The sequence below is a fragment of the Streptomyces sp. ATCC 21386 genome, from assembly GCF_018728545.1.
Classification (GTDB): domain Bacteria; phylum Actinomycetota; class Actinomycetes; order Streptomycetales; family Streptomycetaceae; genus Streptomyces.
On the sequence record NZ_JAAVVL010000001.1, the window covers coordinates 2,059,368 to 2,082,061 of the forward strand.

At 68.8% G+C, this 22,694-nt stretch carries 15 protein-coding genes; 7 read left to right on the forward strand and 8 right to left on the reverse strand.

The features are described from left to right. Nucleotides 1–174: 174 nt before the first annotated feature. Nucleotides 175–4,629 carry a trypsin-like peptidase domain-containing protein gene (locus GWK25_RS09025; RefSeq protein ID WP_215449269.1) on the forward strand — a complete coding sequence of 1,485 codons (4,455 nt, stop codon included), beginning with the start codon at nucleotides 175–177 and terminating at the stop codon, nucleotides 4,627–4,629. Between the two features lie 155 nt (nucleotides 4,630–4,784). Beyond that, on the forward strand, nucleotides 4,785–5,747 hold the full coding sequence (locus tag GWK25_RS09030) for a bifunctional riboflavin kinase/FAD synthetase (RefSeq protein WP_215449270.1): 963 nt from the start codon (nucleotides 4,785–4,787) through the stop codon (nucleotides 5,745–5,747). Between the two features lie 94 nt (nucleotides 5,748–5,841). Here the strand turns inward: GWK25_RS09030 and GWK25_RS09035 are convergent, their stop codons facing one another. The 3 genes from GWK25_RS09035 to eccE form a co-directional block, all read right to left on the reverse strand. Beyond that, nucleotides 5,842–9,255 (reverse strand): SCO5717 family growth-regulating ATPase, encoded by a 3,414-nt coding sequence (locus GWK25_RS09035; RefSeq protein ID WP_215449271.1) that lies wholly within the window; start codon nucleotides 9,253–9,255, stop codon nucleotides 5,842–5,844. Nucleotides 9,256–9,552: 297 nt separating this feature from the next. Continuing rightward, nucleotides 9,553–10,326 (reverse strand): hypothetical protein, encoded by a 774-nt coding sequence (locus GWK25_RS09040; RefSeq protein ID WP_215449272.1) that lies wholly within the window; start codon nucleotides 10,324–10,326, stop codon nucleotides 9,553–9,555. A 5-nt stretch (nucleotides 10,327–10,331) separates the two neighbouring features. Next, entirely contained in the window at nucleotides 10,332–11,717 is a 1,386-nt protein-coding gene (gene eccE, locus GWK25_RS09045) for a type VII secretion protein EccE (RefSeq protein ID WP_215449273.1), read from the reverse strand. 205 nt (nucleotides 11,718–11,922) lie between these two features. Between eccE and eccB the strand changes: the two genes are divergently transcribed. From eccB to GWK25_RS09060, 3 genes are read left to right on the forward strand one after another with little or no spacing between them, the layout of a single operon-like run. Continuing rightward, complete coding sequence (eccB, locus tag GWK25_RS09050) at nucleotides 11,923–13,446, forward strand: type VII secretion protein EccB (protein ID WP_215449274.1); 1,524 nt, start codon at nucleotides 11,923–11,925, stop codon at nucleotides 13,444–13,446. 25 nt (nucleotides 13,447–13,471) lie between these two features. Next, nucleotides 13,472–14,794, forward strand: a complete 1,323-nt coding sequence (gene mycP, locus GWK25_RS09055) for a type VII secretion-associated serine protease mycosin (RefSeq protein ID WP_215449275.1) — start codon at nucleotides 13,472–13,474, stop codon at nucleotides 14,792–14,794. Further along, nucleotides 14,782–15,006, forward strand: a complete 225-nt coding sequence (locus GWK25_RS09060) for a hypothetical protein (protein ID WP_215449276.1) — start codon at nucleotides 14,782–14,784, stop codon at nucleotides 15,004–15,006. Before mycP ends, GWK25_RS09060 begins: the two co-directional genes overlap by 13 nt. A 301-nt stretch (nucleotides 15,007–15,307) precedes the next feature. Here the strand turns inward: GWK25_RS09060 and GWK25_RS09065 are convergent, their stop codons facing one another. After that, nucleotides 15,308–15,661: a DUF4333 domain-containing protein gene (locus GWK25_RS09065; RefSeq protein ID WP_215449277.1), complete on the reverse strand. Its 354-nt coding sequence runs from the start codon at nucleotides 15,659–15,661 to the stop codon at nucleotides 15,308–15,310. Nucleotides 15,662–15,992: 331 nt separating this feature from the next. After that, on the reverse strand, nucleotides 15,993–16,796 hold the full coding sequence (locus GWK25_RS09070) for an ATP-binding protein (protein WP_215449278.1): 804 nt from the start codon (nucleotides 16,794–16,796) through the stop codon (nucleotides 15,993–15,995). Between the two features lie 590 nt (nucleotides 16,797–17,386). Between GWK25_RS09070 and GWK25_RS09075 the strand changes: the two genes are divergently transcribed. Continuing rightward, nucleotides 17,387–18,229, forward strand: a complete 843-nt coding sequence (locus GWK25_RS09075; RefSeq protein ID WP_215449279.1) for a helix-turn-helix transcriptional regulator — start codon at nucleotides 17,387–17,389, stop codon at nucleotides 18,227–18,229. Next, nucleotides 18,226–18,447: a DUF397 domain-containing protein gene (locus GWK25_RS09080; RefSeq protein ID WP_215449280.1), complete on the forward strand. Its 222-nt coding sequence runs from the start codon at nucleotides 18,226–18,228 to the stop codon at nucleotides 18,445–18,447. The genes GWK25_RS09075 and GWK25_RS09080 overlap by 4 nt, the downstream gene beginning before the upstream one ends. A 272-nt stretch (nucleotides 18,448–18,719) precedes the next feature. Here the strand turns inward: GWK25_RS09080 and GWK25_RS43285 are convergent, their stop codons facing one another. From GWK25_RS43285 to GWK25_RS09095, 3 genes are all read right to left on the reverse strand, one after another. Continuing rightward, entirely contained in the window at nucleotides 18,720–18,971 is a 252-nt protein-coding gene (locus GWK25_RS43285; RefSeq protein WP_251828782.1) for a hypothetical protein, read from the reverse strand. A gap of 314 nt (nucleotides 18,972–19,285) precedes the next feature. Beyond that, entirely contained in the window at nucleotides 19,286–21,604 is a 2,319-nt protein-coding gene (locus tag GWK25_RS09090; RefSeq protein WP_215449281.1) for a hypothetical protein, read from the reverse strand. Between the two features lie 115 nt (nucleotides 21,605–21,719). Continuing rightward, a complete protein-coding gene (locus GWK25_RS09095; RefSeq protein ID WP_215449282.1) occupies nucleotides 21,720–22,226 on the reverse strand; it encodes a hypothetical protein in 507 nt (168 codons plus the stop codon). Between the last annotated feature and the right edge of the window lie 468 nt (nucleotides 22,227–22,694).

The following is a 22,694-nucleotide window of genomic DNA, read 5'->3' on the forward strand; positions in this document are numbered from 1 at the left end:
CCCCTCGGTTCCCCCACCCAGAGGTGTATCCATCTGCTCGGGGCTATTCACCCCTTCGTGCAGGCGCTCGGAGTGAACCGAGGGAGCGGAAGGGGGCGCGTTCACCGCGCGATCTGTTCCGCTGATCTTCACGTGCCTACCGTCGGAACACAGGTACGACGGGGAGGTCAGGACATGGTGGTACGGGGCCGTCGGGCGACCGACGACGGCCGCCGGGCGGCGCGGGACGAAGTCCTGGTGCGGGTCGGCGATCTGGCGGGACGACCACGCGGCACGGGCTTCGTCGCCGACCACCACGGCACGGTCGTCACCAGCCACGAGGCGGTGGACGGGCTGGCCCGGATCGTGGTGCGCGCCACCGGCGACCGTGTCTGCGTGGTGACGTCCGACGCGGTCACCCCGCTGCCCGCCCTCGATCTCGCCCTCATTCGCACCCAAGGGCTGTCCGTGGACCCGCTGCCCTTCGCCCCGAGGGACGAGGTCGACACGGGCGCGTACGTCCGCATCGCGGCCGGCGGCTGGCGCGAGGCCCGGGTGCTGGGCACGGCGGACGTCACGTACACCGCGACCGACGGTTTCCATCTGCTGCGCGGCGCCATGGAGTTGGCGATCGGCACCGCCGGGAGCGAGGCGCTGCGGCTCGGCGGGGGCGCGGCCGGGGGACCCGTGCTCGACATGACCACGGGTGCGGTCCTGGGTGTCCTCGGTACGGCCCTGGAGGCACAGCACCGGGCTTCCGGCTTCGCCGTCCCCCTGCGCGGGTGGCGGGCCGAGCAGCCGCTGGCCGAGCTGCTCGCGCGCAACGCGGCGACCGTACCGGCGTACGGCACCGATCTGAACCTGGCGGGGGTACTGGAGCTCACGGCCACGACGGTGGGCTCGGACGGGCCCGGTGCGGGTGCGGGTGCGGGTTCCGGGGGCGTGGTTGCTGTCGGTGCCGATCCCGTCGAACGGGTCGATGTCGTACGGGAGTTCAGCGCCTTCTGCGAGGGCTCCGCCACGGTTCTCGGTCTCGTCGGTCCGCCCGGCAGCGGCCGCACGACGGAACTGGCCGCGCTCGCCTCCCGACGCGGGCGGGGTCCCGCCCCCGCCCCCACCCTCTGGCTCCGTGGCGCCGACCTCCTCTCCGACGACACCTCCGTTGCGGACGCGGCCCGCCGCGCCCTGGAACGCGCGGGACGGATCGTGGCGGCGTCCACGGCGGCGGCCTCGGCGGCCGGGGCGGACGCGGAGAGTTCGACGGGGGAGTGGGACGGCTCGCCCGAGGTTGGCGAGGCCGGTGGGTGGGCCGCGTCGGACTTCTCGGCCGCCTCCGCGGGCGCGTGCGGCGGTGAGAGTTCCCCGGGCGGTGGGGCCGGGCGGCCCGGGCTGCCTGGCCGCTACCAGGGCGAGTTGGGGGACATCCGGCCCGAGCGGCTGGCTCGGCTCGCGGAGGCCGAAGGGCGGCCGCTGCTGCTGCTCCTCGACGGGCCCGAGGAGATGCCGCCGACGCTCGCTCACCGGCTGGCCGAGTGGACCGCGGGGACGGTCGAGTGGCTGCGGGCGAACGGGGCTCGGCTCGTGGTGGCCTGCCGCGCCGAGTACTGGGAGCGGGCGGGGGCGCACTTCCCGGCGGAGTTGCTGCACGGTGAGGGGCACCCCGGAGCGGCCTGCGTGCGCCTGGGCGACCTCACCGAGAGCGAGGCCCGCCGGGCACGCCTGCGCTACGGGATCCCCGAGGACGCGCTCCCCGCCGCGGACGCCCGCCATCCCCTCACCCTGCGACTCCTGTCCGAGGTCCGGGGCGCCCTCTCGGCCCCCACGAACGGCAGGCCCGGCGAGGATGGCGCCTTCGCCGGCCCACCGGACGAGCCCCCGGCAGGGTCCACCTGGACGGACCGGGCGGACGATGCCTCGGAGGACCTGGCCCCGGGGGACTGGGCACCGGGGGCCCTGGGGCCGGAGAAGCAGGGCCGGGGTGGCCGAGAGTCGGAGAGCCAGGGCGGGTACGGCGCTCACCCGCCGGGACGGACGCCGCCCTCCACCGGCCGAGAACCGTCCTCCTTCAGCGCCACGGCATCCTCCTTCGGCGCGACTGCACCCTTCCCCGGCGCGACCTCCGTCCCGGGATCAGCCGCCTCCGTCCCGGGATCAGCCGCTTGGGCCCCGGGATCGACCGCCTCCTCCCCGGGATCGACCGCCTCCTCCCCGGGATCGACCGCCTCCGCTGCCGCGTCGGCCGTCTATTCGCCGGACGCGGCTTCTTCCACAGGCGCGGCGTCCGCGTACGGTGCGGCCTCCCCGCACGGCACCGCGTCCGTGTACCGCGCGGCCTCCTCCCCAGACCCGGCGGCCCCTTCTCCCTTCTCGACCGGATCCTCCGCCCACTCGAACACCCACGGCCCCAGCGCAACCAGACCCCCCTCCGGCCCGACCACACTCCCCGAACCCCCCACCCCCTCCGGCCTCCCGGGCAGGGACGACGTGTTGGCCGCCTATCTGGATCTGATGTGTCTGCGGGTCGCCGTGCGGCTCGCCGCGGTGAACGGGGTGCGAGGGACCGGCGTACGACGGCTGGCGGCGCAGGTCGCGGGGCAGGTGCACGAGGCCGCCCGGCGGTGTCTCGGCCCCGGGCAGGGGGAGTTGGACCGGGCGGCGTTCGAGGCCGTGTTCCCGTGGGGGCCCGTGCCGGGACGGCGGCTCGGCGGCACCACCGGCTGGGCCTCGGCCGTACTCACCGAGGGCCTGCTCGTCCCGGCCGGCGACGGCTACCGCTTCGCCCACGAGGAGCTGGCCGACTGGATCCAGGGCGCCCACCTGGACCTCGACGCCGCACTGCACGCGCTCGTGCACCACGGCTGGGTCGCCCAGGCCGAGGCACGGCGGGGGTGGGGCACCATGCCCTCGGAGGCGCGCGTCCGCAGGCAGGCCCGCCGGGCCACCCGCAACCTCCCCGTGCCCCGCCACCGGATCGGCCCCGTCGTCCACGCCCTGCTCCTCCTCGGCCGCCAACAGGGCCCCACCGAACTCGCCGGACGCCTGGAGGAGTTGCTCGACGCCCTGGACGCCCTGTTGCCCCCGGGCGCCCCCGCCCCCGACGACCCCACCTGGTGGGCCACCCGGCTCCTGGCCGAGGTCCTGCTCCGGGTGCCCGACGCGACGCCGTACACGAGGGTGCTGCGGTTCCTCACCGAGCGGATCGGGGCCTGGCGTGCCCAGGGCCGAGGCGTGCCGGCCGAGTTCGGGCCGGACTTCTGGGCCTCGCTGCCCTTGCCCGAGGCGGAACGGTTCGACCTGCTGCGACGCCTGGTCGTCGCCGACCCGGCCACCGGCGAGGGGCCCCGCTATCTGGACGCGGTCTCCCGGCTGCTGGCGGCCGACCCCACCGCCGTACAACCGCTCCTCACCCGCTGGTTCCTGGACGACACCCCGTTGGTCGCGACCCCGGACGCCACCGTGGCGACGGCCGCGCAGGCACTGCTGCACACCCATCGCCGATGCGCCCTGGACGACCTGACCGAAGCCCTCGTCGAGAGCGCGCACCGACGGGGCGACGAACTCCTCGCCGTGCTGTCCGAGGAGGAGCCCTCGGCGGTGTGCCGGGCCGTCGACCGGTGGGCGCACGACGAGCGTCCGGCCCGGCGCGTCGCGGGGCTCGCGTACGGGCTGCGGACCGCTCCGCACGTCAGCACCGAGGCGGACCGCGAACTCCTCCGTTACGCGGCACTCGCCCTGCTGGGCCGTCCCGCCGACGTCACCCTGCACAGCGGCGCCCTCGCCCTGCTCGTACGGGATCCGCGGACCCGGTCGCGGTATCTGCCACAGGCGCTGGCGCGCTTCGCCGACGGGGACCCCCAGCTGCCCGCCAGTGCCGTGGTCACCGCGCTGGCCACCGACCCGGACCCGGTCCTGGAGGCATTCCGCGCGCGGCTGCGCGTGCCGGGCGCCGATGGCTCGGACGGGGAGGCCCTGCGCATGCTCGCCGAGGTCACCACGCCCGGCCTCGCGCGCCGCGTCACCACCCTCGTACGGGAGGTCGTCGCGCTGCGCCCCGAGGTGGCCGGACACGTGGCCGCGTACGTCGACCGCAGACTGGAACACGGTCCGGGCACCCGCTCCGTACTGTTCCCGCTGGTCAGCGGCCTCATCGTCGACGGTCCGGTCCAGGCGCGTGCGGCCCTCGCTGGGGTCTTCGCCGAGCCGGGCACCACCGTCTCCGGCCCGCTGCGGCGCGAACTGCTCGACCTGCTGATGGCGACCGAGCGGGACCCCTCCGTCCTCGACGCGCTGCTGCGGGCGGTCGTCGCGAGCACGACGGGCAGATCGAACACGGCGGGCAGATCGGATACGGCGGGCAGATCGGATACGGCGGGCAGGGCGAACATGACGGGAGCGGTGGACACGATCGACGGCGAATCCGTCCGGGTGCTGGTCCACCGGATCGGCCTGCTCCTCGTCCGTACGCCCGAAGGGGCCACCCGGTTCGACTGGGCCCTCGTCGACATGGCCCGCCATGTGCCGGGTTTCGCGGAGCGAGTGGCCGGCTGGCTCAGCGGTACGCCCCAGGAGTGGGCGGCGGTGGTGGGTCCCAGCACGCGTCGGATGATCGAGAACCTGGCGGGCGTCCCCGGTGTGCGGGTGCCCGCGTGAGGAGGAGCGCGTGTACCGGGGCGAGGGGCTGGGTGCCGTGCTCCGGGTCACAGCCCGGATGCCGATGCGGGCGGAGAGCATCGGGCATGGCACCCTTAGACCTGCGCAAGGATTGAGCGTCAATACGGACACGGGTTCGACGAGGAGCGGTCACAGTGCAGCGCTGGCGTGGCTTGGAGGACATCCCCGAGGACTGGGGGCGCAGCGTCGTCACCATCGGTTCCTACGACGGGGTGCACCGCGGGCACCAGCTGATCCTCCGGCACGCCGTGGAGCGCGCGCGTGAGCTGGGCGTTCCCTCCGTCGCGGTCACCTTCGACCCGCACCCCAGCGAGGTCGTGCGCCCCGGTACGCATCCTCCGCTGCTGGCCCCGCACCACCGCCGTGCCGAACTGATGGCCGAGCTGGGCGTGGACGCGGTCCTGATCCTGCCCTTCACGACCGAGTTCTCGCGGCTGTCCCCGGCCGACTTCGTCGTCAAGGTGCTGGTCGACAAGTTGCACGCGAAGTTCGTCGTCGAGGGCCCCAACTTCCGCTTCGGCCACAAGGCCGCCGGGGACGTGGCGTTCCTGACCGAGCAGGGCCGGACGTACGACTTCGACGTCGAGGTGGTCGACCTGTTCGTCACCGGTGAGGCGGGCGACGGTCAGCCGTTCTCCTCCACACTGACCCGGCGACTGGTGACCGAGGGCGATGTCGAGGGCGCGCGCGAGATCCTCGGTCGCCCCCATCGCGTCGAGGGTGTCGTCGTACGCGGCGCCCAGCGCGGCCGCGAGCTGGGCTTCCCCACGGCCAACGTCGAGACCCTCCCGCACACCGCGATCCCCGCCGACGGGGTCTACGCCGGCTGGCTGCACGTCGCCGGCGAGGCCATGCCCGCCGCGATCTCGGTCGGCACCAACCCGCAGTTCGACGGCACCGAACGCACGGTCGAGGCGTACGCCATCGACCGCGTCGGCCTCGACCTCTACGGCCTCCACGTCGCCGTCGACTTCCTCTCCTTCGTGCGCGGCCAGGCGAAGTTCGACTCGCTGGACGCGCTCCTCGTGGCGATGGGCGAGGACGTGAAGCGGTGCCGGGAGCTGATCGGCGCGTACGAGGGCGACGAGGCGAAGTAGCCGCTGAGACCTGGGGACGGACCGAGGCCCGTACGTTTCACGGATCGTGAACCGTACGGGCCTCAGTCGTGCCACTTTGTAGTGCGGCGCCGGGCTACTGCTGGGGCGGGGCCGGGGGGTGCGGCTGACCCTGCTGCGGCGGGTACGGCGCCCCGGGGGCGGGCTGGCCGGGATGGCCGGGCTCCCCGGGGTGGCCGGGGTGGCCGTAGGGCTGCGGGGCCTGGCCGGGGGCCGGCTGACCCGGATAGGGCTGACCGGGATACGGCTGCTGCCCCTGCTGTGGATGTTGCGGATACTGCGGCGCGTACGGCTGCTGACCGGGCGTCTGCTGGCCCGGCGCCTGCTGACCCGGCATCGGCGGGGCCACGACCGGCGGCGGGTTGCCGTCCGACGTCCACAGGCCGTGCGACTGCTGGTGCCGGGCGATGTCCTCGGCGACCATCGCGGCGAGCGTGAAGTACGCCTCCCGCACCTTCGGCCGCATCATGTCGAGGTCCAACTCGGCGCCCGCGGAGAGGTGTTCGTCGAACGGCACGACCACGACGCCACGGCAGCGCGTCTCGAAGTGGGAGACGATGTCCTCCACCTTGATCATCTTGCCGGTCTCGCGCACGCCGGAGATCACCGTGATGGAGCGTGCCACGAGATCCTGGTACCCGTGCGCGGAGAGCCAGTCCAGTGTCGTACTGGCGCTGCTCGCACCGTCCACGGACGGCGTCGAGATGATGATCAGCTGGTCGGCGAGGTCGAGCACCCCGCGCATCGCGCTGTAGAGGAGACCGGTGCCCGAGTCGGTAAGGATGATCGGGTACTGCTTGCCGAGGATGTCGATCGCCCGCCGGTAGTCCTCGTCGTTGAACGTCGTCGAGACGGCGGGGTCCACGTCGTTGGCGATGATCTCCAGACCGGAGGCCGCCTGCGAGGTGAACCGCCGGATGTCCATGTACGAGTTGAGGTACGGGATCGCCTGGACGAGGTCGCGGATGGTGGCCCCGGTCTCGCGCCGCACCCGACGGCCGAGCGTGCCGGCGTCCGGGTTGGCGTCGATCGCGAGGATCTTGTCCTGGCGCTCGGTGGCGAGGGTCGAACCGAGGGCCGTGGTGGTCGTCGTCTTGCCGACGCCGCCCTTGAGGCTGATGACCGCGATGCGGTAGCAGGACAGCACCGGCGTCGTGATCAGCTCCAGCTTCCGCTGCCGCTCGGCCTCCTCCTTCTTGCCGCCCAGCTTGAACAGCCCGCCGCCCGAGGCCGGACGGCTGCTCTTCTGCTTCTGCTTCTTGCTGTTCAGCAGCCGGTCCGACGACAGCTCCACGGCGGCCGTGTAACCGAGCGGTGCCACACCCGGGTTGGTCGGCTGCCGCTGATCGTGCTGCACGGCCTGCGGCCAGGCGGCACCGGTGCGGGGGTCGACGGGAGCGGACGGCTGGGGCTGCCCACCGGGCTGACCGGCCTCACCAGGATGTCCCGGGTGTCCGGGCTGTCCGGGCTGACCGGCGAAGGGAGGCTGGGAAGGCTGGGGTTGACCGGGGTGGCCCGGGTGTCCCGGCTGGGCGGGGGGCTGGGGGAACCCGTACCCGGCCTGGGGCGCCGGGGAGTTGGGCGGTCCCGGAGGGGTCGGCGCCGGGGCTCCCGGAGCGGCGGCGGGCGGGAACCCGTAGCCGGGCTGGGGCGCCGGGGGGTACTGGGGGCCGGGCTGCCCGGCCTGCTGAGGAAAGCCGTAGCCCTGCGGCGGAGGCACGGGCACACCGCCGGGGGTCCCCTGCTGCTCCGGCTGGCCTGGTCGCTGGCCTGGTCCCGGCTGTCCCGGCTGTCCCGGCTGGCCTGGTTGGGCGGGGGGCTGGGGGAAGCCGTAGCCGCTCTGCTGGGGGATGGGGGCCTGCGGGGGAACGGGAGCACCGGGCGGCGGGAAGCCGTAACCGGCGGGGGAGGGGGTGCCGGGGGTCTGCGGGGGCGTCGGACCGGCTGCGGGGGTCGGCGCAGCGGAGGCATCGGCGGGCGGCACGGGTGCGCCGGGGATGCCAGATGCACCGGGGGCGGCGGCGGACGCGGCGTCGACCGGATTGCCCCAGGCCGAGGGCGCGCCCTGAGGGGCTTGCGGGTGGAACGGCTGCTGGGGCGGCACGGAGGGCTCCCCCTGCGCGGCAGCCGGCTGCTGCCCGCCGGGCGTTTCAGGAACCGCAGGTGTCGTCGGCGCCTGCGGTGCGGACGGGGGCCAGGGCGCCGCCGGTGCGGGAGCCTGGGCGTCAGCGAGCTGAAACGCGGGCGGCAACGGCGGAAGCGCACTGTGCGGCGGCGGAGGCGTCCAGGCGGGAGGCGCCTGCGGTACGGCGGTGGGGGCGCCGGGAGCGTTGGCGGGCGGGGCGGCCTGAGGAGTGGCGGGCTGCGCCGGGACGTCCTGGGGCGGGGTGGGCTGAGGAGCCGCACCCTGGGGCGCGGTGGCTTGGGGAGCGGACTCCTGCGAAGCGGTGGCCCGGGGCTCAGCGCCGGGAGAGGAATGGGCGGCCTTGGGGGCGTCGGGAGCGGGGTCCTGCGGGGCGGGATCCTCAGGAAGGGCATTCGGCGGAGTCGCGTCCAGCGGAGCCGCGCCCTGCGGAGCGATGCCCTCGGCGGGAGCCCCCTGTGGGACGGTGCCGGGGGCGGGACTGTCCTGCGAATCCGGCCCCTGGGCGGACGGCTCCTGTGGGTCTGAGCCCTGAGGGGAGGGGGCCTGTGGACCGGCAGTCTGCGCAACGGCGTCCTGAGATCCCGAACCCACCGGCTCGGCCGCATCCGTGACGCTTGCGGAGACGTCCTCGGAGGCCGCGACGTCGCCGGCCTGCTCGCTCCCAGCGGTACCGGCAGAACCAGCCGCCACCTCTGCACCGGCAGAACCAGCCGCCACCTCTGCACCGGCAGAACCAGCCGCCACCTCTGCACCGGCAGAACCAGCCGCCACCTCGGCGGCATCACCCGACGTCCCGACGACCTCAGCGGCAGCGGAGGCGGCGCCACTCACTTCGCTCGCACCCGAAGCTGCACCCGCATCCGCATCCGCAGCCTCGCCGGAGGCACCCGTGGGCGCGGCCACATCCGCGATCTCACGCTTCAACGCGGTGGCGGAAATGCGCATGGTCGCGCCGCTCTCGATGTCCGCACCCTGGCCGCCGACCTCGGGCGCGGCGGCCACCGGGGGCCAGGGCGGCGGCAACGTCCCACCCGAACCACCCGAAGCGCCAACCGGCGCACCGGACGCATCGACTGGCGGACCGACCGGCGGCGCGGGCGGAGGCGTCACGGCCCCCACGGCGGGCGAAACGCCTTCCGGGCCCGCCCCCGCGTCAGCGTTCGTACCCGCACCCGAACTCGCTTCCGAACCGGCCCCCTGCGAAGAAGCATTCTGCGTGTACCAGGCAGGCGGCGCGTAGTCGATGGTGAACTCGCCCGTCGCCTCGACGGCGGACTCCGCGTCGGGCTGGTCATCGTCGGGTGTGGCCCATCCCCCGCGCATCCCGTCCCGATCGCTGCTCACAATTCCTCCTGGTGTGGTCGAGCACCCTCATGTCGTGCTGGGGCGACCGTTCCTGTCGTCCGTTTCGCCGGGCTGATCCCCCCTCGGGCCCCGGGCCATGTCGCACAGCCCGTACCACCCGATCGCGGGCAACTCGCGACGTGCTGTACCCCAGCCTAATCATCGCAACCGCGGGCACAGCAGGCCCGTCTCTCCCGACCGGCTTTCGCGAAGTGCTCAATCAGCGCGACTATGCGGCAACTTGGACATATGGACTCTGCCTGGTCGTCGCTGCCGGGCTCGTCCTGAACGGGCGGTTCAGTCCATGCGACGCGCCACACCCAGGAGACCGGTCTCCGCGTCGGTGGCCTGGGTCATCACGTACTGCCGGTCCCTCTCTGCGCACCACAGTGTGATGCCGTCCTGCAGTCCGGGCAGGGACCGGACCTCGGGGTGCGGCAGGCTTATCACGCGCCCGATCTCCGTGGCCTCGTCCGGCGACACCCGCTGTACGCCCACGAGACGGGCCTGGCGCATCAGCCGCGGCGCGACCGGACTCAGATAGGGAAGAAGCGTGAGTACGGACTGCCAAGGTGCTGTTGCCACGCGTCCGCGGGGAGGTCGCATGCCGCAGTCACGCACCACCAACACCGGTGTGCCGGCCGACGCGCCCTGGGGCGGCACTCGCCCCACGTCGTAAACGGCCAGGCCGTTCTGACCGCCGCCCAAGGCGTGCACCAGCGGTATCCAGGCCTGTGCCCGTCCCGTCTCCACGGCGACGCGCGCCCCCGTCGCTGCCGTGCGGAGCGCCAAAACCTGGGCCGTCCACAGACCGCCGATGAGGACGACGTCGAACGGGGTCGGCCGGTTGATCCCGAGAACGGCGGGCTGGCCCTGTTGGTTGACACCCACCACCACACCGTCGTCTCCGATGGGCAGGGAGAGTGCCCCCACCTGCTCCACGGGCAGTGTGTGCCGCGGGTGCCGGGGACCCAACAGCCCGAACCCGGTGCGCAGTCGCCGTCCGAGGCCCGTGACCTCCGAAGTGACTTCCGGTGCGGACGCGGATGACGGCGATGCCGATGCCCTCATGGCCATCAGCGGGTACCTCCGAGCGGCAGGGTGGCGAGGACGCCGGGGAGTTGTTCACGGTCCAGACGCACGAGCCCGGTCCGCGCCTGACGCGCGGCATGCTCCAGCTCGCGCCGCGCGTCGGTCAGCTCCTGATTGCTGCGACCGGTGATGCGAAGGTGACCCGCAAGGGTGACGTCTTTTCGGCCTCGCTCGGCCAGCGTCAGACTGAAGGTCGTCGCCAGCGCGGGAACCGCGGTCAGGTGTGCCACCAACTGTGCCAGCGAGGTGCCGGACTCGCCCAGTTGAGGCCAGCGGCGCACCCAGTACGTGGTGTGGCGACGATTGTCACAGCGCCAGCTGCGGCTGGACTCCTCGGTCCGCCGCTGTGGTGCCTCGTCCCGCCCGGTCTGTGCGGCCTGCGCGGTCACCATCGGGTTGGCGCACGCGGAGGTGGCGATGGCGGCTGTCAGCTCCTCCTCCGTCAACAGATTGGCCCGGAAGCCGGCGCCGGTCAGTCGACTGGACAAGTGTTCCGCAGACCGCACCAGACACTTCTGCGCCCCACGGAGCCCGCCGCCGCGCGCGGCCACCGCTTCAGGGCACGACTCCGGGTCGAGTTTCAACGCTATCCACATGATGCGCACCGCCGGAGCGCCGGTCTGGGCCTGGAGCGGTGCGTAATTGCTCACGACGACCGACTGCTGGGGCAGATGCAGCGCGGGCGCCGGCTGGGTGTGCACCAGGATCTGGGCCGACTCCAGCCGGATTCCGTCGACTTCGAGGACGTCCTGCACGAGAGCGACGGGGAGTGGTCGGCGACTGCGCTCGGCGCGCAGCGCACCGGCATCCGACTCCAGCTGGAGCACCGCGGTGAGGAATCCTCCGTCGCCCACCATGCCGACCGGCCGTTGATCGCGACGGTCGCCGCGGTGGAAGCTGTACGTCCGCAGGCTGGGATCACACTCCACGGCAGGTGCGAGGCCGGAATCGATCCCCGAAGGGGCCGGTGTGCTCGCGGCCCTGCGCATACGGGCCCGAAGTGCCAGCAGCGAGACCAGCCACTCGGGCAGGGAGTGTCCGCGGCGTCGTACGAGAGCGAGCACGACCAGCACGGCGGCGGCCGCGACGGCCGGAATGAGCGCGGCCGTACCGACGAGCCATCCGACGACCACGAGGGCGGCCGCCATCTCCAGCATCACCAGCCGCTGTACCGCGAACGAGCCACCGTGCCCCGAGTGGGACCTCAGATGGGGCGACACGGACCCGCGTGAAGACGCGGCGGCGTCGGGAGCCGCTCCCGACCGCGCTGTCGGAGAAGGAGAAGACGAACCGCGCGAACGCGACCGAAGCGTGCCACCTGATCGCGGCCCCGATTGCGATCGCGACCGGGCCCGTGTTGCGGAAGCCACTGCTCCAAAACCCCCGAACTCTCCCGAAAACCCATGCACTCAGAGCCCTGCGCAGCCTGAGCGCCCTGCCCGTGCCATCAGCACAGTCACGCAACAGGCATAGTAGGGGGCGGCTCTGACAGCCTGGGCGCCAGAGGCAATTGAGGACTGGGGCGGATCTTCACAGTTCCCCCCATGGCTCCGCACGGGGAGAGAGCGGACACAGATGGCATCACGGCGGGACGAACTCAACGCCTACACCTTCGCGAAGCGCCGTACGCTCGCATCCTTCCTTCAGCCGTCTCCATCGGGTTCGGAGGAAGGCGCCCCCAAGCCGCTGCGGGCGCTGTGGCCCGGCGCTGTCGTCGGTGTCGTGATTCTCGCGGTCTTCGGGGGCATCGGTGTGTTCAGCCCGAAGGCACCCAAGGACTGGGCCAAGGCGGAGGAGCACGTCATCGTGGCGAGCGATTCCACCACCCGCTACGTGGTGCTGAAGACGGATGGTCGCGAGCAACTGCATCCGGTTCTCAACATGGCGTCGGCCAAACTGCTCCTGGATCCCGGCAAGGCCGACATCATCACCGTCGACGAGGAGATCCTCGACAGCGGCAAGCCACCACACGGCGCCACGATCGGGATCCCCTACGCGCCCGACCGTCTCCCCTCCCCCGACGAGGCGGAGGTCGCCAAGCGCTGGGCCGTGTGCGAGCGTCCCGGTGACGGGGGCCGCGCCATCCAGAAAGCCGCGTTCGTCCTGGCCGAGAAGGAGTTCGGCAAGACGCAAGGCTCCGAGAAGCTCTCCGGCGGCGACCTGATGTACGTCGTCGGCCCCGACGGCAAGACGCAGTACGTGATCGACGCGCGGGGCACGGCGTACCAGCTGGCCGACCCGACCGACACCGAACTGCTCAAGGCCCTCGACACCCAGGGCAGAGACCCGCAGCGCGTGTCCCAGAAATGGCTCGACACCCTCCACAAGGGCGACCCGATCTCCATCCCCGAGATCGGCGGTACGCCCGGCACGAAGGCGAACGCCTCCACCGGCCTCGACCAGTACGACAAGGTCGGTGAGGTCATCAAGGCATACGACGGCCGGCGAATGCAGTACTACGTGGTGCTGCAGGGCGAGGTGGCCCGGATCTCCGAGTTCGTCGCCACGCTGCTGCTCAACAGCGGGGACCTCGTCGACGTCGGACAGGCCGGGGAGGCGCAACAGGTCCACCCCAGTGCGGTCGCCGACAGTACGACCTTCGAGGCGGACAAGACCTGGCCGGAGTTCAAGCCGAAGACGGTGAACGACGGGTCCAGCGCCAGCTCGGGACGCAACACCGTCTGCAACGTCCTGCTGTCGGTCGGCTCGAAGGGGAAGACGAAGCTGTCCACCTGGGTGGGCACCGACTTCCCGGCTCAACTGCCGACCGGTTCCTCCAGCGCGTATGTCACTCCGGGCTCCGGCCAGCTCTACCGTCAGTTCAAGGGCGCTGAGACGAGGGCAGGTGGCGTCTTCCTGGTCACGGACACGGGCCTGCGTTACGCGCTGCAGTCCAACAGCGACAGCACCACCGGGGACGACGGCATCGGCACCTCGGCGAAGCAGCGTGAGGAAGAGCTCAACGAGGCGAAGATCGCCCAGACCCGGCTCGGCTACGAGAAGGTGACGCCCTCTCCCATCCCGGCGCAGTGGTCGACGTTCCTGCCGACGGGGCCGCGCCTGTCGGAGGCGGCGGCGCGGCAGCCGCAGGGTTCGTAGACGCGCGGGGGAGTGGAGCGAAGCGATGTCGAAGACGAACGCGAGGGTGCTGAGCGCGCGGATCAGGCGGAACACAGAGACGTGGTGGCTCCGGGGCGTCTGGGATACGAGACCGACGGTCCGGGCCGCCGCGACCGCGCTGATCGCCACCACCTCGGTACTCGCTCTGCCCGCGACCACTGCCTGGGCCGACGCCGGCCAGTGCACGTTCCCGTCGAAGGACTACGTGGGCCGTCCCTGGGCGCTGCAACGCGTCAACCTCGACGAGCTGTGGGCGCTGTCCACGGGGAAGAACGTCCAGGTGGCCGTGATCGACACAGGGGTGGATGTCAAGAACCCCCAGCTCACCGAGGCCGTGGACGCCGCCAAGGGCGCGAACTACCTGCCTGCGAAGAACTCCGAGGGTGAGAAGATCGACCGGGGCAACAGCCAGGGCACCACCGACACAGTGGGCCACGGCACGCGCGTGGCCGGCATCATCGCGGCCCGGCCGCTGAAGGGGACCGGCTTCGTGGGCCTGGCCCCGGACGCCAAGATCATTCCGATCAAGCAGAACAACGCGGAGGGCGACGGAACGGCCCTCACCCTGGCGTCGTCGATCCGTCACGCCGTCGACGTGGGCGCCGATGTCATCAACATCTCGCAGGACACGGCCAACGCCGTGAGGCCCGATACGAGACTGGAGGACGCCGTCGACTACGCCCTCGACAACAAGGTCGTGGTCGTCGCCTCGGCCGGCAACGACGGCCTGGGCGGCAACGTCAAGGTCACCTACCCGGCGTCGTACGAGGGAGTCCTGGCGGTGGCGTCCTCCGACCGCAACAACGAACGCGCCCCCTTCTCACAATCAGGGGAATTCGTAGGAGTCGCAGCCCCAGGCGTCGACATGATCTCCACAGTCCCCGACGGCGGCCACTGCTCCGACAACGGCACGAGCTTCTCCGCGCCGTACGTGGCCGGTGTGGCGGCTCTCCTGAAGTCCAAGTACCCGGACTGGACCGCCCAGCAGGTCGTCGCCCAGATCGAACAGACAGCGGAACGCTCGATCCCCGGTCATGACCCCTTGGTGGGGTGGGGAGTGGTCGACCCCGTCAACGCGCTGACGAACGTGGACCCGGAGCGCCCTGTCGAGAGCCCGAAGCCCGAGGGCGGAGTAGCCAGGGGCGAGGCACCCTCGGTCACCCCGCTGCACTTCGGCGAGTCAGCGGAGGAACGAAACACGCGCCTGGCTACGTATGTGACCGTAGGCGGCCTCGTCCTGGTGGCGGGACTGAGCGGCACGGCGGTGGCGGTGCGGGATGCACGACGCAAGCAACGACGGCCGGGAGGCAACACATGGACGCACTGACCCAACTGACCGTACTGGGCCTGATTCTGTCCGTGGCACTTCTGGCCATGGCCTGCGTCAAGGCGGACTGGGTACGCGCCTGGCGCTCCCGCATCAACCCATCGGCCGAGGAGCTGCCCGACTCCGCCTTCATCGTCGCCCGCATCACCTTCATCACGATGGCCGGCATGCTCATCTACCTGGCTGTCGAGAGCTTCGGCGTCTCCCGATGACGCGCGGGACGACAGCGAGCCGACCGGGGGGGGGCAGGGCCACGGACGGCCTGGACGGCTGGGTGTACCGCCGTCTCGGGTGCAGACACCGAACCGGCTGACGCCAACACCGACTTCGCACGTCTACTTCATGGTCAGGGGAACGGAACTGTCGTCGTGTTCTGTATGCATATCGAACTCTTTCTGTCGAATGAGGACGACTGCATACAGATGTGCATCACCGGCGTCCAGGGACGCTCACTTTCGTGAACAGACGTGGACGATCGTCACTCGTGAGGGGTAGCCAGGAATTGCTCAGTTGTCAGTTCGGAGCTGGCGAAGCCGCGCTGTCGGCCTTGATGTCGAAGTTGATCTGGTCTCCTTCGACAGAAGTCACCTTGACCGCTACGCCCAAGGTGCTGCCGTCGTCTGCTGTGAGCGTGCAACGCGTCGTAGTGCCAACCTTCCCCACGAGGTCCTCGGGGCAGGAGATGTCTGGCTTCGGCTGGCCGGTTGTGGCGGCGAGCTTCTCTGCGACGATGGTGGCCAGTTTGTCCGAGGACATCTTCGTCGTGGACGTTCCGACGTCGACCGAGGCCGAGCAGCCGCCGAGCAGCACGCCGACGGAGACGGCCGCGAGGCTCCAAGTTGCTGCGGACAAGCGGACTACGGTCATGGGTGGTTCCGTTCCTAGTGATCAAGGCGCGAGACTCTGGAAGCGTACTGGGCATGCTGGAGAGGCTCTTGGGTGCACAGGACGCCGCCCTAGAGGACGGGAGGCTGGTGCTGGCCAAAGGGCGGAAGCTCAGGAATCTTCCGATCGTTGGTTGTGACCCCGCGGTGCCGCTCGGAGCGTCGTACCTACTACGCCGCCCACAGCCGCCCGCCGTCGGCCCGCAGCCTGCGCGATGCCGAGCTCACCGAACAGATACGCCTGATCCACGCCGACAACTACGGTGCGAGACCCCTGGCAAAAAGGGGTCCTCACAAGGTGGTGTTCGTGGATATCACCTGGCGAGCCCTGGCGACCGAGTGGTGAATTCGGCCCAGAACGTCAGGCCGCCGCCCGCCCGGCGCTGCCCCCAGCGGGTGGCCAAGGCAGCCGTGATGAGCAAGCCGCGCCCGTGTTCTTCTTCTGCATCTACTTCCGATTTCGGAGGTCGGGGCGGCGGGAACGGGGCCATGGCCCCCTGCCCTGCACTCGTGCCTTCGTCGGTCACGCTCACGGTGGCTGTAGTGATGCCGAGCGCGAGAGTGATCGCGATGAGACGGCTGTCGCTGTGCTCCAAGGCATTGGCCATCAGCTCACCCGTAACGGTTTCCAAGTCGTTCACGGCATCCGGCGCGAGCCCCCACCACTGAGCCGCGTCACGCACGTAGCGGCGTGCGACACTTGCGGAGGCGAAGTCCGCCCCGGGCAACGTGAGCAGACCGAAGGCCCGCGGTTCGACGGGGCTTGTGCATGACAGCGCCTCGGGCACGCCAGGGATGTTTTCCACCGACGGCGGTGCTGCCGGGGCTGCACCAAGATGAGCGCCCCGAGAGCGAGCGATCAACAATGCGTCTGTGAGCGCATCACTCAACTGAGTTGCGAGAAAACCGAGATGCCCGATCGCCTTCCCGCCGCTGTCTGTCAGGGCATCCCGTGCACGGCTGAGCAGCCGGTCCGCCAGGTCCAGTTGCCTGCTCTCCTGATCGGTCAGCCGGGAGACAGGGCCGCTCTCGCCGCCGTCCGCGAGGAGGAGGCACGCCTGACGGTGCGCATCGGTCCATGGCAGGAGCCTTACGTGAGTCGCTTCCTTGTCACCCATCACGCTGCCTCCAACTGTGCATGGATGTCGTGGGCGTTGCGGTCGATCCGGTGCGTCGCAGACCGCAGGGTGTCGTCTCGACGCCGCTGGACCCGGGCCTCCTCGTCACGCTCGTGCGCGGTGAGGTATGGGCGAACGAGGCGGGTCGTGGTGCCGTCGATGGGCTCGTACCAGGCTTGGACGGTGGGGGAGATGAGGGGGCGAAGCCGAGCTGGCGCCGACGGGTGCGGGGTCAGCGGTCGCCCTCCTCGATGACGCCCAGTCGGAACGAAGAACCCCATTGCTCGGTTACCGAGTTGTGAGATCAGCCGCCTCACGACGACTCCTTCAGATCGATGGATGCATTGACCTGTAATGAGCAGAGGTATGAGCGCTTGGTGCGCCCGTCGAGCATGCTTCCATTGAATTTCAATGGTCGATAGTCGCTTGGCTGGGCTCTCACTCGATCTGGTGAACGTAGCAGTGGGGTATGCGCCAACGCCTGCGTAGGCTCTGGGCGTTGGCCCCGAGAGCTAGGGACCCATACCGAAAGCGGCCGGGCAGGATACGAGATGGCGACAGTACGAGGATCAGTAGGCCCCGCCGGCCGCATGCAGATCGCCCGCGCGCTTAAGGCGCTTCGCTCCAGGGTGAGCCTCACGCAGTCCGAAGTCGCCAAGCGGGCAGGTGTGTCCGTAGGGACCGTGAACCGGTACGAGACATGGCAGGACCGCGCCAGGCTCCGGGTGCCCACCATGCGGGCCCTCGCCGACTCCTGCGATGCGACGACCGAGGAACGGGACACGCTGGTCGAGCTGGTCCGGAACCTGGACAACGGCTGGTGGATGGACCACCCGGCCGTGCCGGAGGTCATGGACCCACTGATGTCCTTCGAGGATGTCGCCACGTACGAGCACGTCTTCGCGAACGCGCTGGTACCGGGCCTGCTCCAGACCCCGCGCTACGCGCTCGCGCTATATGAGGCACAGGACGTCCGCACCGAAGCGGACGTGATCGCGAACAAGGTGGACGCCCGCATCAGGCGGCAGGCCATCCTCGACCGCATCCCTGCGCTCCACCTGTGGGTGGTTCTCGACCACTCGGTGCTCCGGCGACTCGTCGGCGGCACGGACGTGATGGCCGAGCAGATCAATCATCTGCACGCTATGGCTCAACGCCCCAACGTCGACATCCAAGTACTCCCATTCACCGCGGGCGCCCACGCAGCCGGCTCCGGCGGCCACTTCCTCGTCCTCGGACGCGACAGCGAGGACCCCCTACTCAGCAGCATGAACGTGGTCTATCTCGAACTCCACAAGCGGGGGCTCTACCTCGACGCTCACACCGAAGTCCAGAACTACAAACTCATGTTTGACTACCTGCGTTCACAAGCTGCCGACACCTCGGCCAGCCTTGATCTACTGACTGCAGCACGACAGGAGTTCACTCGATGAACGATCTACCGGCCTCTGCCAAGCTAGCGACAGCAGCCTGGTTCAAGAGCAGCTACAGCGCGGCGGACAACGAGTGCGTTGAAATAGCCCTGGCGTCGCCGTGGGTCGGGATACGCGACTCGAAAGCGCTCCATCGAGGTGCACTGGCCATCAACACCAACGCATTTACGAGGTTCGTCAACGCGACGAAGACAGGGAACAGCATACGAATACTTTGATTGCGCCGCCAAACGTTCACCAAGGAACTTCTGGGTCAAGGTACGGGTTGGCGTGCTCGACTCTCCCTACCATCGTCCAGCCCTTGTTGCGGTCCAGATCCGACAGCAGCCCCTCGATGCACCAGCCACTCCACAAGATCAAGCCGACTTTGCAACAGCCCTGCGGCCTCCGCGAGTTCAACCTGAGTAGATGGTCAGGTCGGGTTGAAGTGGTTGTTGCCGGGTGTGGTTCATCAAGAAAACCACGAGCGGTTCGGTGAGTTTGTCCTGCGTCAGTTGCACTGCGTGGAACTCTCGGCAGCCTTGGTGAAGCCGGCAATGAGCTGCTTCATTGCAGCAGCGTCTCTATGCTTCGAGCCGGGTGCTTGAACGGCGGTAAAGAGAACTTGTTCTTTATGCTTACTGTTCTGGCAGTTTGCCGCCTTGCCGAAAGCTTGGTAGCCCGAGTAAGCATACTTGCCATCATCTGTTTGATGATTGGGATCATCCAAGGTCATGCCGCGCGCGAACTGAAGAATGCTCATGTCGTTCCACCATTCCTGAGAAGTCTGAACGATCATCTTTCCGTCCACGGAGATGGAACATTTGGCGACCCCCTGAGGGCTTGAGGTCGCCTTGCTTGTGAGTTTTTCTCCGGAAGGCAAAAAGGGGGACAGCGCCTTTGCGTTGATTGAGGTTCCGCATGCCGAGTCGGGAACTGTGTATTCGCGCTTCTCCTGATCTCCGGAGCACCCCGAAATAATCGTGAGGGACGCAATCGCCCCAACTGCGGCGGACGTGCGGTGCTTTCGAGTGCAGATATGAGAGTAACTCACAGTGTGCTCGCTAAGTTGAGAGTTTATCCGGGAGGGGTTGTGCTACCGGGGGCCTGGCCGTCAAGGAGGGCGCGCGCATTGACGTAACCTTGTCGAGCTCCTTCTCTAGACCAGGTTTCGATATCTTCGGCATTGGACAAGCCGTGTTCAGCGGCTGCGGTGTGTGCTCCAATGCCGACGTACTCGTTGTTCGTGACAAGAGCGGCTTGCCAGGCGTCGCCCATTTGTTGGTACTTGTCTGCCAGGGCGTTCCCCTCGGCGTCCTTGAATACTTGCTCCAGGACCAGGCTTGTCGCTGTGCCAGCGCCGCCACCCACCAAAGCCCCGATCCATGGCGTCGCAATGAAGGAAGTGCCGACCCCTACGGCAGTTCCGACACCACCGGAAATTGCGTTCTTGTACTGAGCCATAGAGTGGTCGAATTCCTTGTCCTCGTCGGAACCGGGATTTCCAATGGCTTCCTGACGTCCGAGTCCGAGGGTGCCTGATAGCTCACCGGAGCGTGAGGAGATGTACCGGACAGTGGTCTCTGTATTCTCGGAGAATCTTTGGTCGGCTGGCAAATCCGGATCAAGGTGGTAATCCATCAATTTTGCCATGTATGCTTGCTGCCCGACTTCGACAGCGGCGTATCCCTCGTCATTCTGTCCCAACGCGAAGAGGAATTTGGTGACGTCTGGGTGATCCAGCGAGGCGTCGGTACCTGCAACGGGGTAAAGTCTCTTGATGTCGTTCCAGGCGTGCGAGTCCTCATCCCTCGCCACGTCGCTCACTGCCCTATTGATGTCCGGCAGATACTCCGAGGCCATCTGTCCCATGCTGTCTGACATGTACCCGTTATCGGTCAGGCGTCCAGAGTCATCTCCAACGGAAGCGACGATGGCGTTGAAAAGCTTCGCTTGCTGATCGTTGTGAGCAGGCGTATCCGGGGTTGGCAGCTCGCCGGCCGGGTGCCCCGTCGTAGCTGCCTCCAGCGCCAACGCAAGGTTGTTCTGCCCCGTGTGGAGATCATCGCCCTTCGAGTCGGTCTCCTGCGGCCACTGCCGCTCCTCGAACAAGTACTGGAAATTGGACAGTGACACCTTGCCCTTGTAGGTGTTGGCGTCGTCCGAGTCCCGTTCGAAGGGGTTGTCGGGGTTGTCCTTCGACACGTATTGCTGGTTGAAGAAATCGGTAGCCGCCGCGGGGCTGTTGGACAGGCCCTTCAAGTAACCCGTGAGTGGGTCGGAGCCGCTGTCCTCTCCGATCCGGTTCAGTTGGGGACTGCTGCCGACCTGCTGCCAGACCCCGTTCCCATGCTCGCCATTTCCGGTGAGCCTGCGCTCGGCGTCCATGAGTTTGGTGCCGTAATCGTGCAGGAACTGGTCGTCGTAGTCGCCGGTTCGCATCAGGTTGCTCATGACCTGGAAGCCCATCGGGCCGCCGCCGGTGCCGTAGATCGGCTTGTCGCCGATGTCGATCACGTGGCGCTTCCAGTCGGTCATGGCCAGGGAGTCGCTCTGCGAGGCGTGGGCCAGCGTGGTGCCGAGGTTGCGCTGGAGGTCGTCGAACTGGTCGAGACGCTTGTGAGTGAGTTCGTAGTTTCCCCTGTTGGTGTCGGTGACACCGGTCCAGAACTCAAGAGTCTTCTTCGGACCAAGGGTTGTCGCGAACGTTTCGCCGAAGAGGGCATCGTTTGCGTACTTCTTGAGTCCGTCGTTGAGCCTGTCGAAGTCCTTGACCGTCAGGTCGTCGGGGTCCTTCTTCGCGAGCTTCGCCAGTTCCTTGGCCGCCTTGACGGCTGCGGCCGCGGAATCCCGGTCGGAGTACTTGGCGTCCGAGAAGCCCAGCCTGCTCTGATCAGCGATTGCTTGGAGGACGGTACTTGCCGAGTCATCGCTCTGGGTGGCTTTGTTCAGAATTCCCTGGACCTCGTCGCGAAGCGCGGTGATGTCCCCCTGGTTGTCCGTGTCCGCCTTGGCGCGGCCTTCCGGAGGAACGTCCGAGGTGACTGTGAATCCGCCCTCGTACCCGATGACTTTCAGGTTCTTCTTGCGGCCGCGGTCGATGGCCTCGGTCAGTTGCCGGTGATAGCCCTTCAGCTCACCCCGGGTGTCGCTGAGGATGCTGTGAATGGTTTTGGCCTGTGTGTGGGCATCGGCGAACTCACCCGCCGTCTTGCCGATGAACTCTTTGGAGACCTGGGCGTTCATACCAGCCCAGTTGGCCTTGTTCGCGGCCTGATGCAGCCCGTCTTCGGCGTCCTTCTTCAGTTCTTCGAGGCGATCGACGAGTGTCGACCAGTCGGTGACGGCGTCGTCGAGCAGTTTGAAGCTGGCATGGAGGAGAGTGTCGAGTTGCATCGGGTTTCGTCCTCAGGGCAGGGAAGTAGGGGGAGTAGGCGTCGGGTGCTTCACGGCGCAGATGCTGGTACCGGGCGGCGCGGTGGGACCATGCCGTCGACGGCCCGAGCCGCCGCTACTCCTTCTTCTTGCTCTCCTCCGGGTAATAGGCGCGGTTCTTTTCACCAGGCCCGCCGACGCGTTCGTCGAATCCTGCGTCCAACGCGTCGATGCTGCTCATTTGCCGCTGGATGTAGCCATCGTCACCGTCGTGCAGCTTCGTGGTGACATGCATGTGGTTCGAGATGTGCGCGACGGCGTCCCTCAGGGACTTGAGCTGCTCTTCCCAGCGGGTCGACACATGCTTGAGGCCGGCGCCGAGAGCGAAGCCCTGCTTCGACAAGTCACCGGCCGCCGAGTCACTGCTGGGGACGGCGACGCGGGCCTTGTCCCAGAGATCGTTGTAGAGGGTGTGCGCGATCTTGCCGATCTTGCTCAGATCGGTCTGACTGGCCTTGAGGACCCCGAACTTCTCCGGAAGCGCAGTAGAGCCGCCACCACCCTCGACCTGGTTCAACTGCATGTGCATCGACTGCCGCTGGGCTGCCTCCGCTTTGAGCTGCTCCCACTCTTCCCATGCCATGCGTAGACCCTTCCCCCGTGTGCTCGGCCAGCGCTCCTCGTGCCACCGTCTGGGACAGACGCTGCTGTTCCGATGGTGCAGGTGCGAGTCAAGTTAGCAACCCGGCCCATGGTGAGTTTGGATCACGTCCACTGTACGTAGATTGTCAGTCGTGAAGGTTCGCAGGAGACGTGTGCTCGGGACCCCGGTGACGGCTGGTAGGGGGAGGGGACCCGTGGCTGGGTGCCGCTTCGGCTACGACACGCAGGAGTTGACGCGGAGATCCGATTGACCGCCTGCGCGAGTCTGATGAAGATCGCAAGCAGTGTGATGCCGTCGTCCGTGGTGCCCTGCATCATGGGGCAGAGCCACGCGGGCCCGGTGCACGGCCCGTCATGTGCACCCGTTCACAGCGAACAGGCAAGAGGGGCAAAGGATGACAGCCGGTCGGTCCCGTAACCGGGCTGACGTACATCGCTGTTGGCCCTG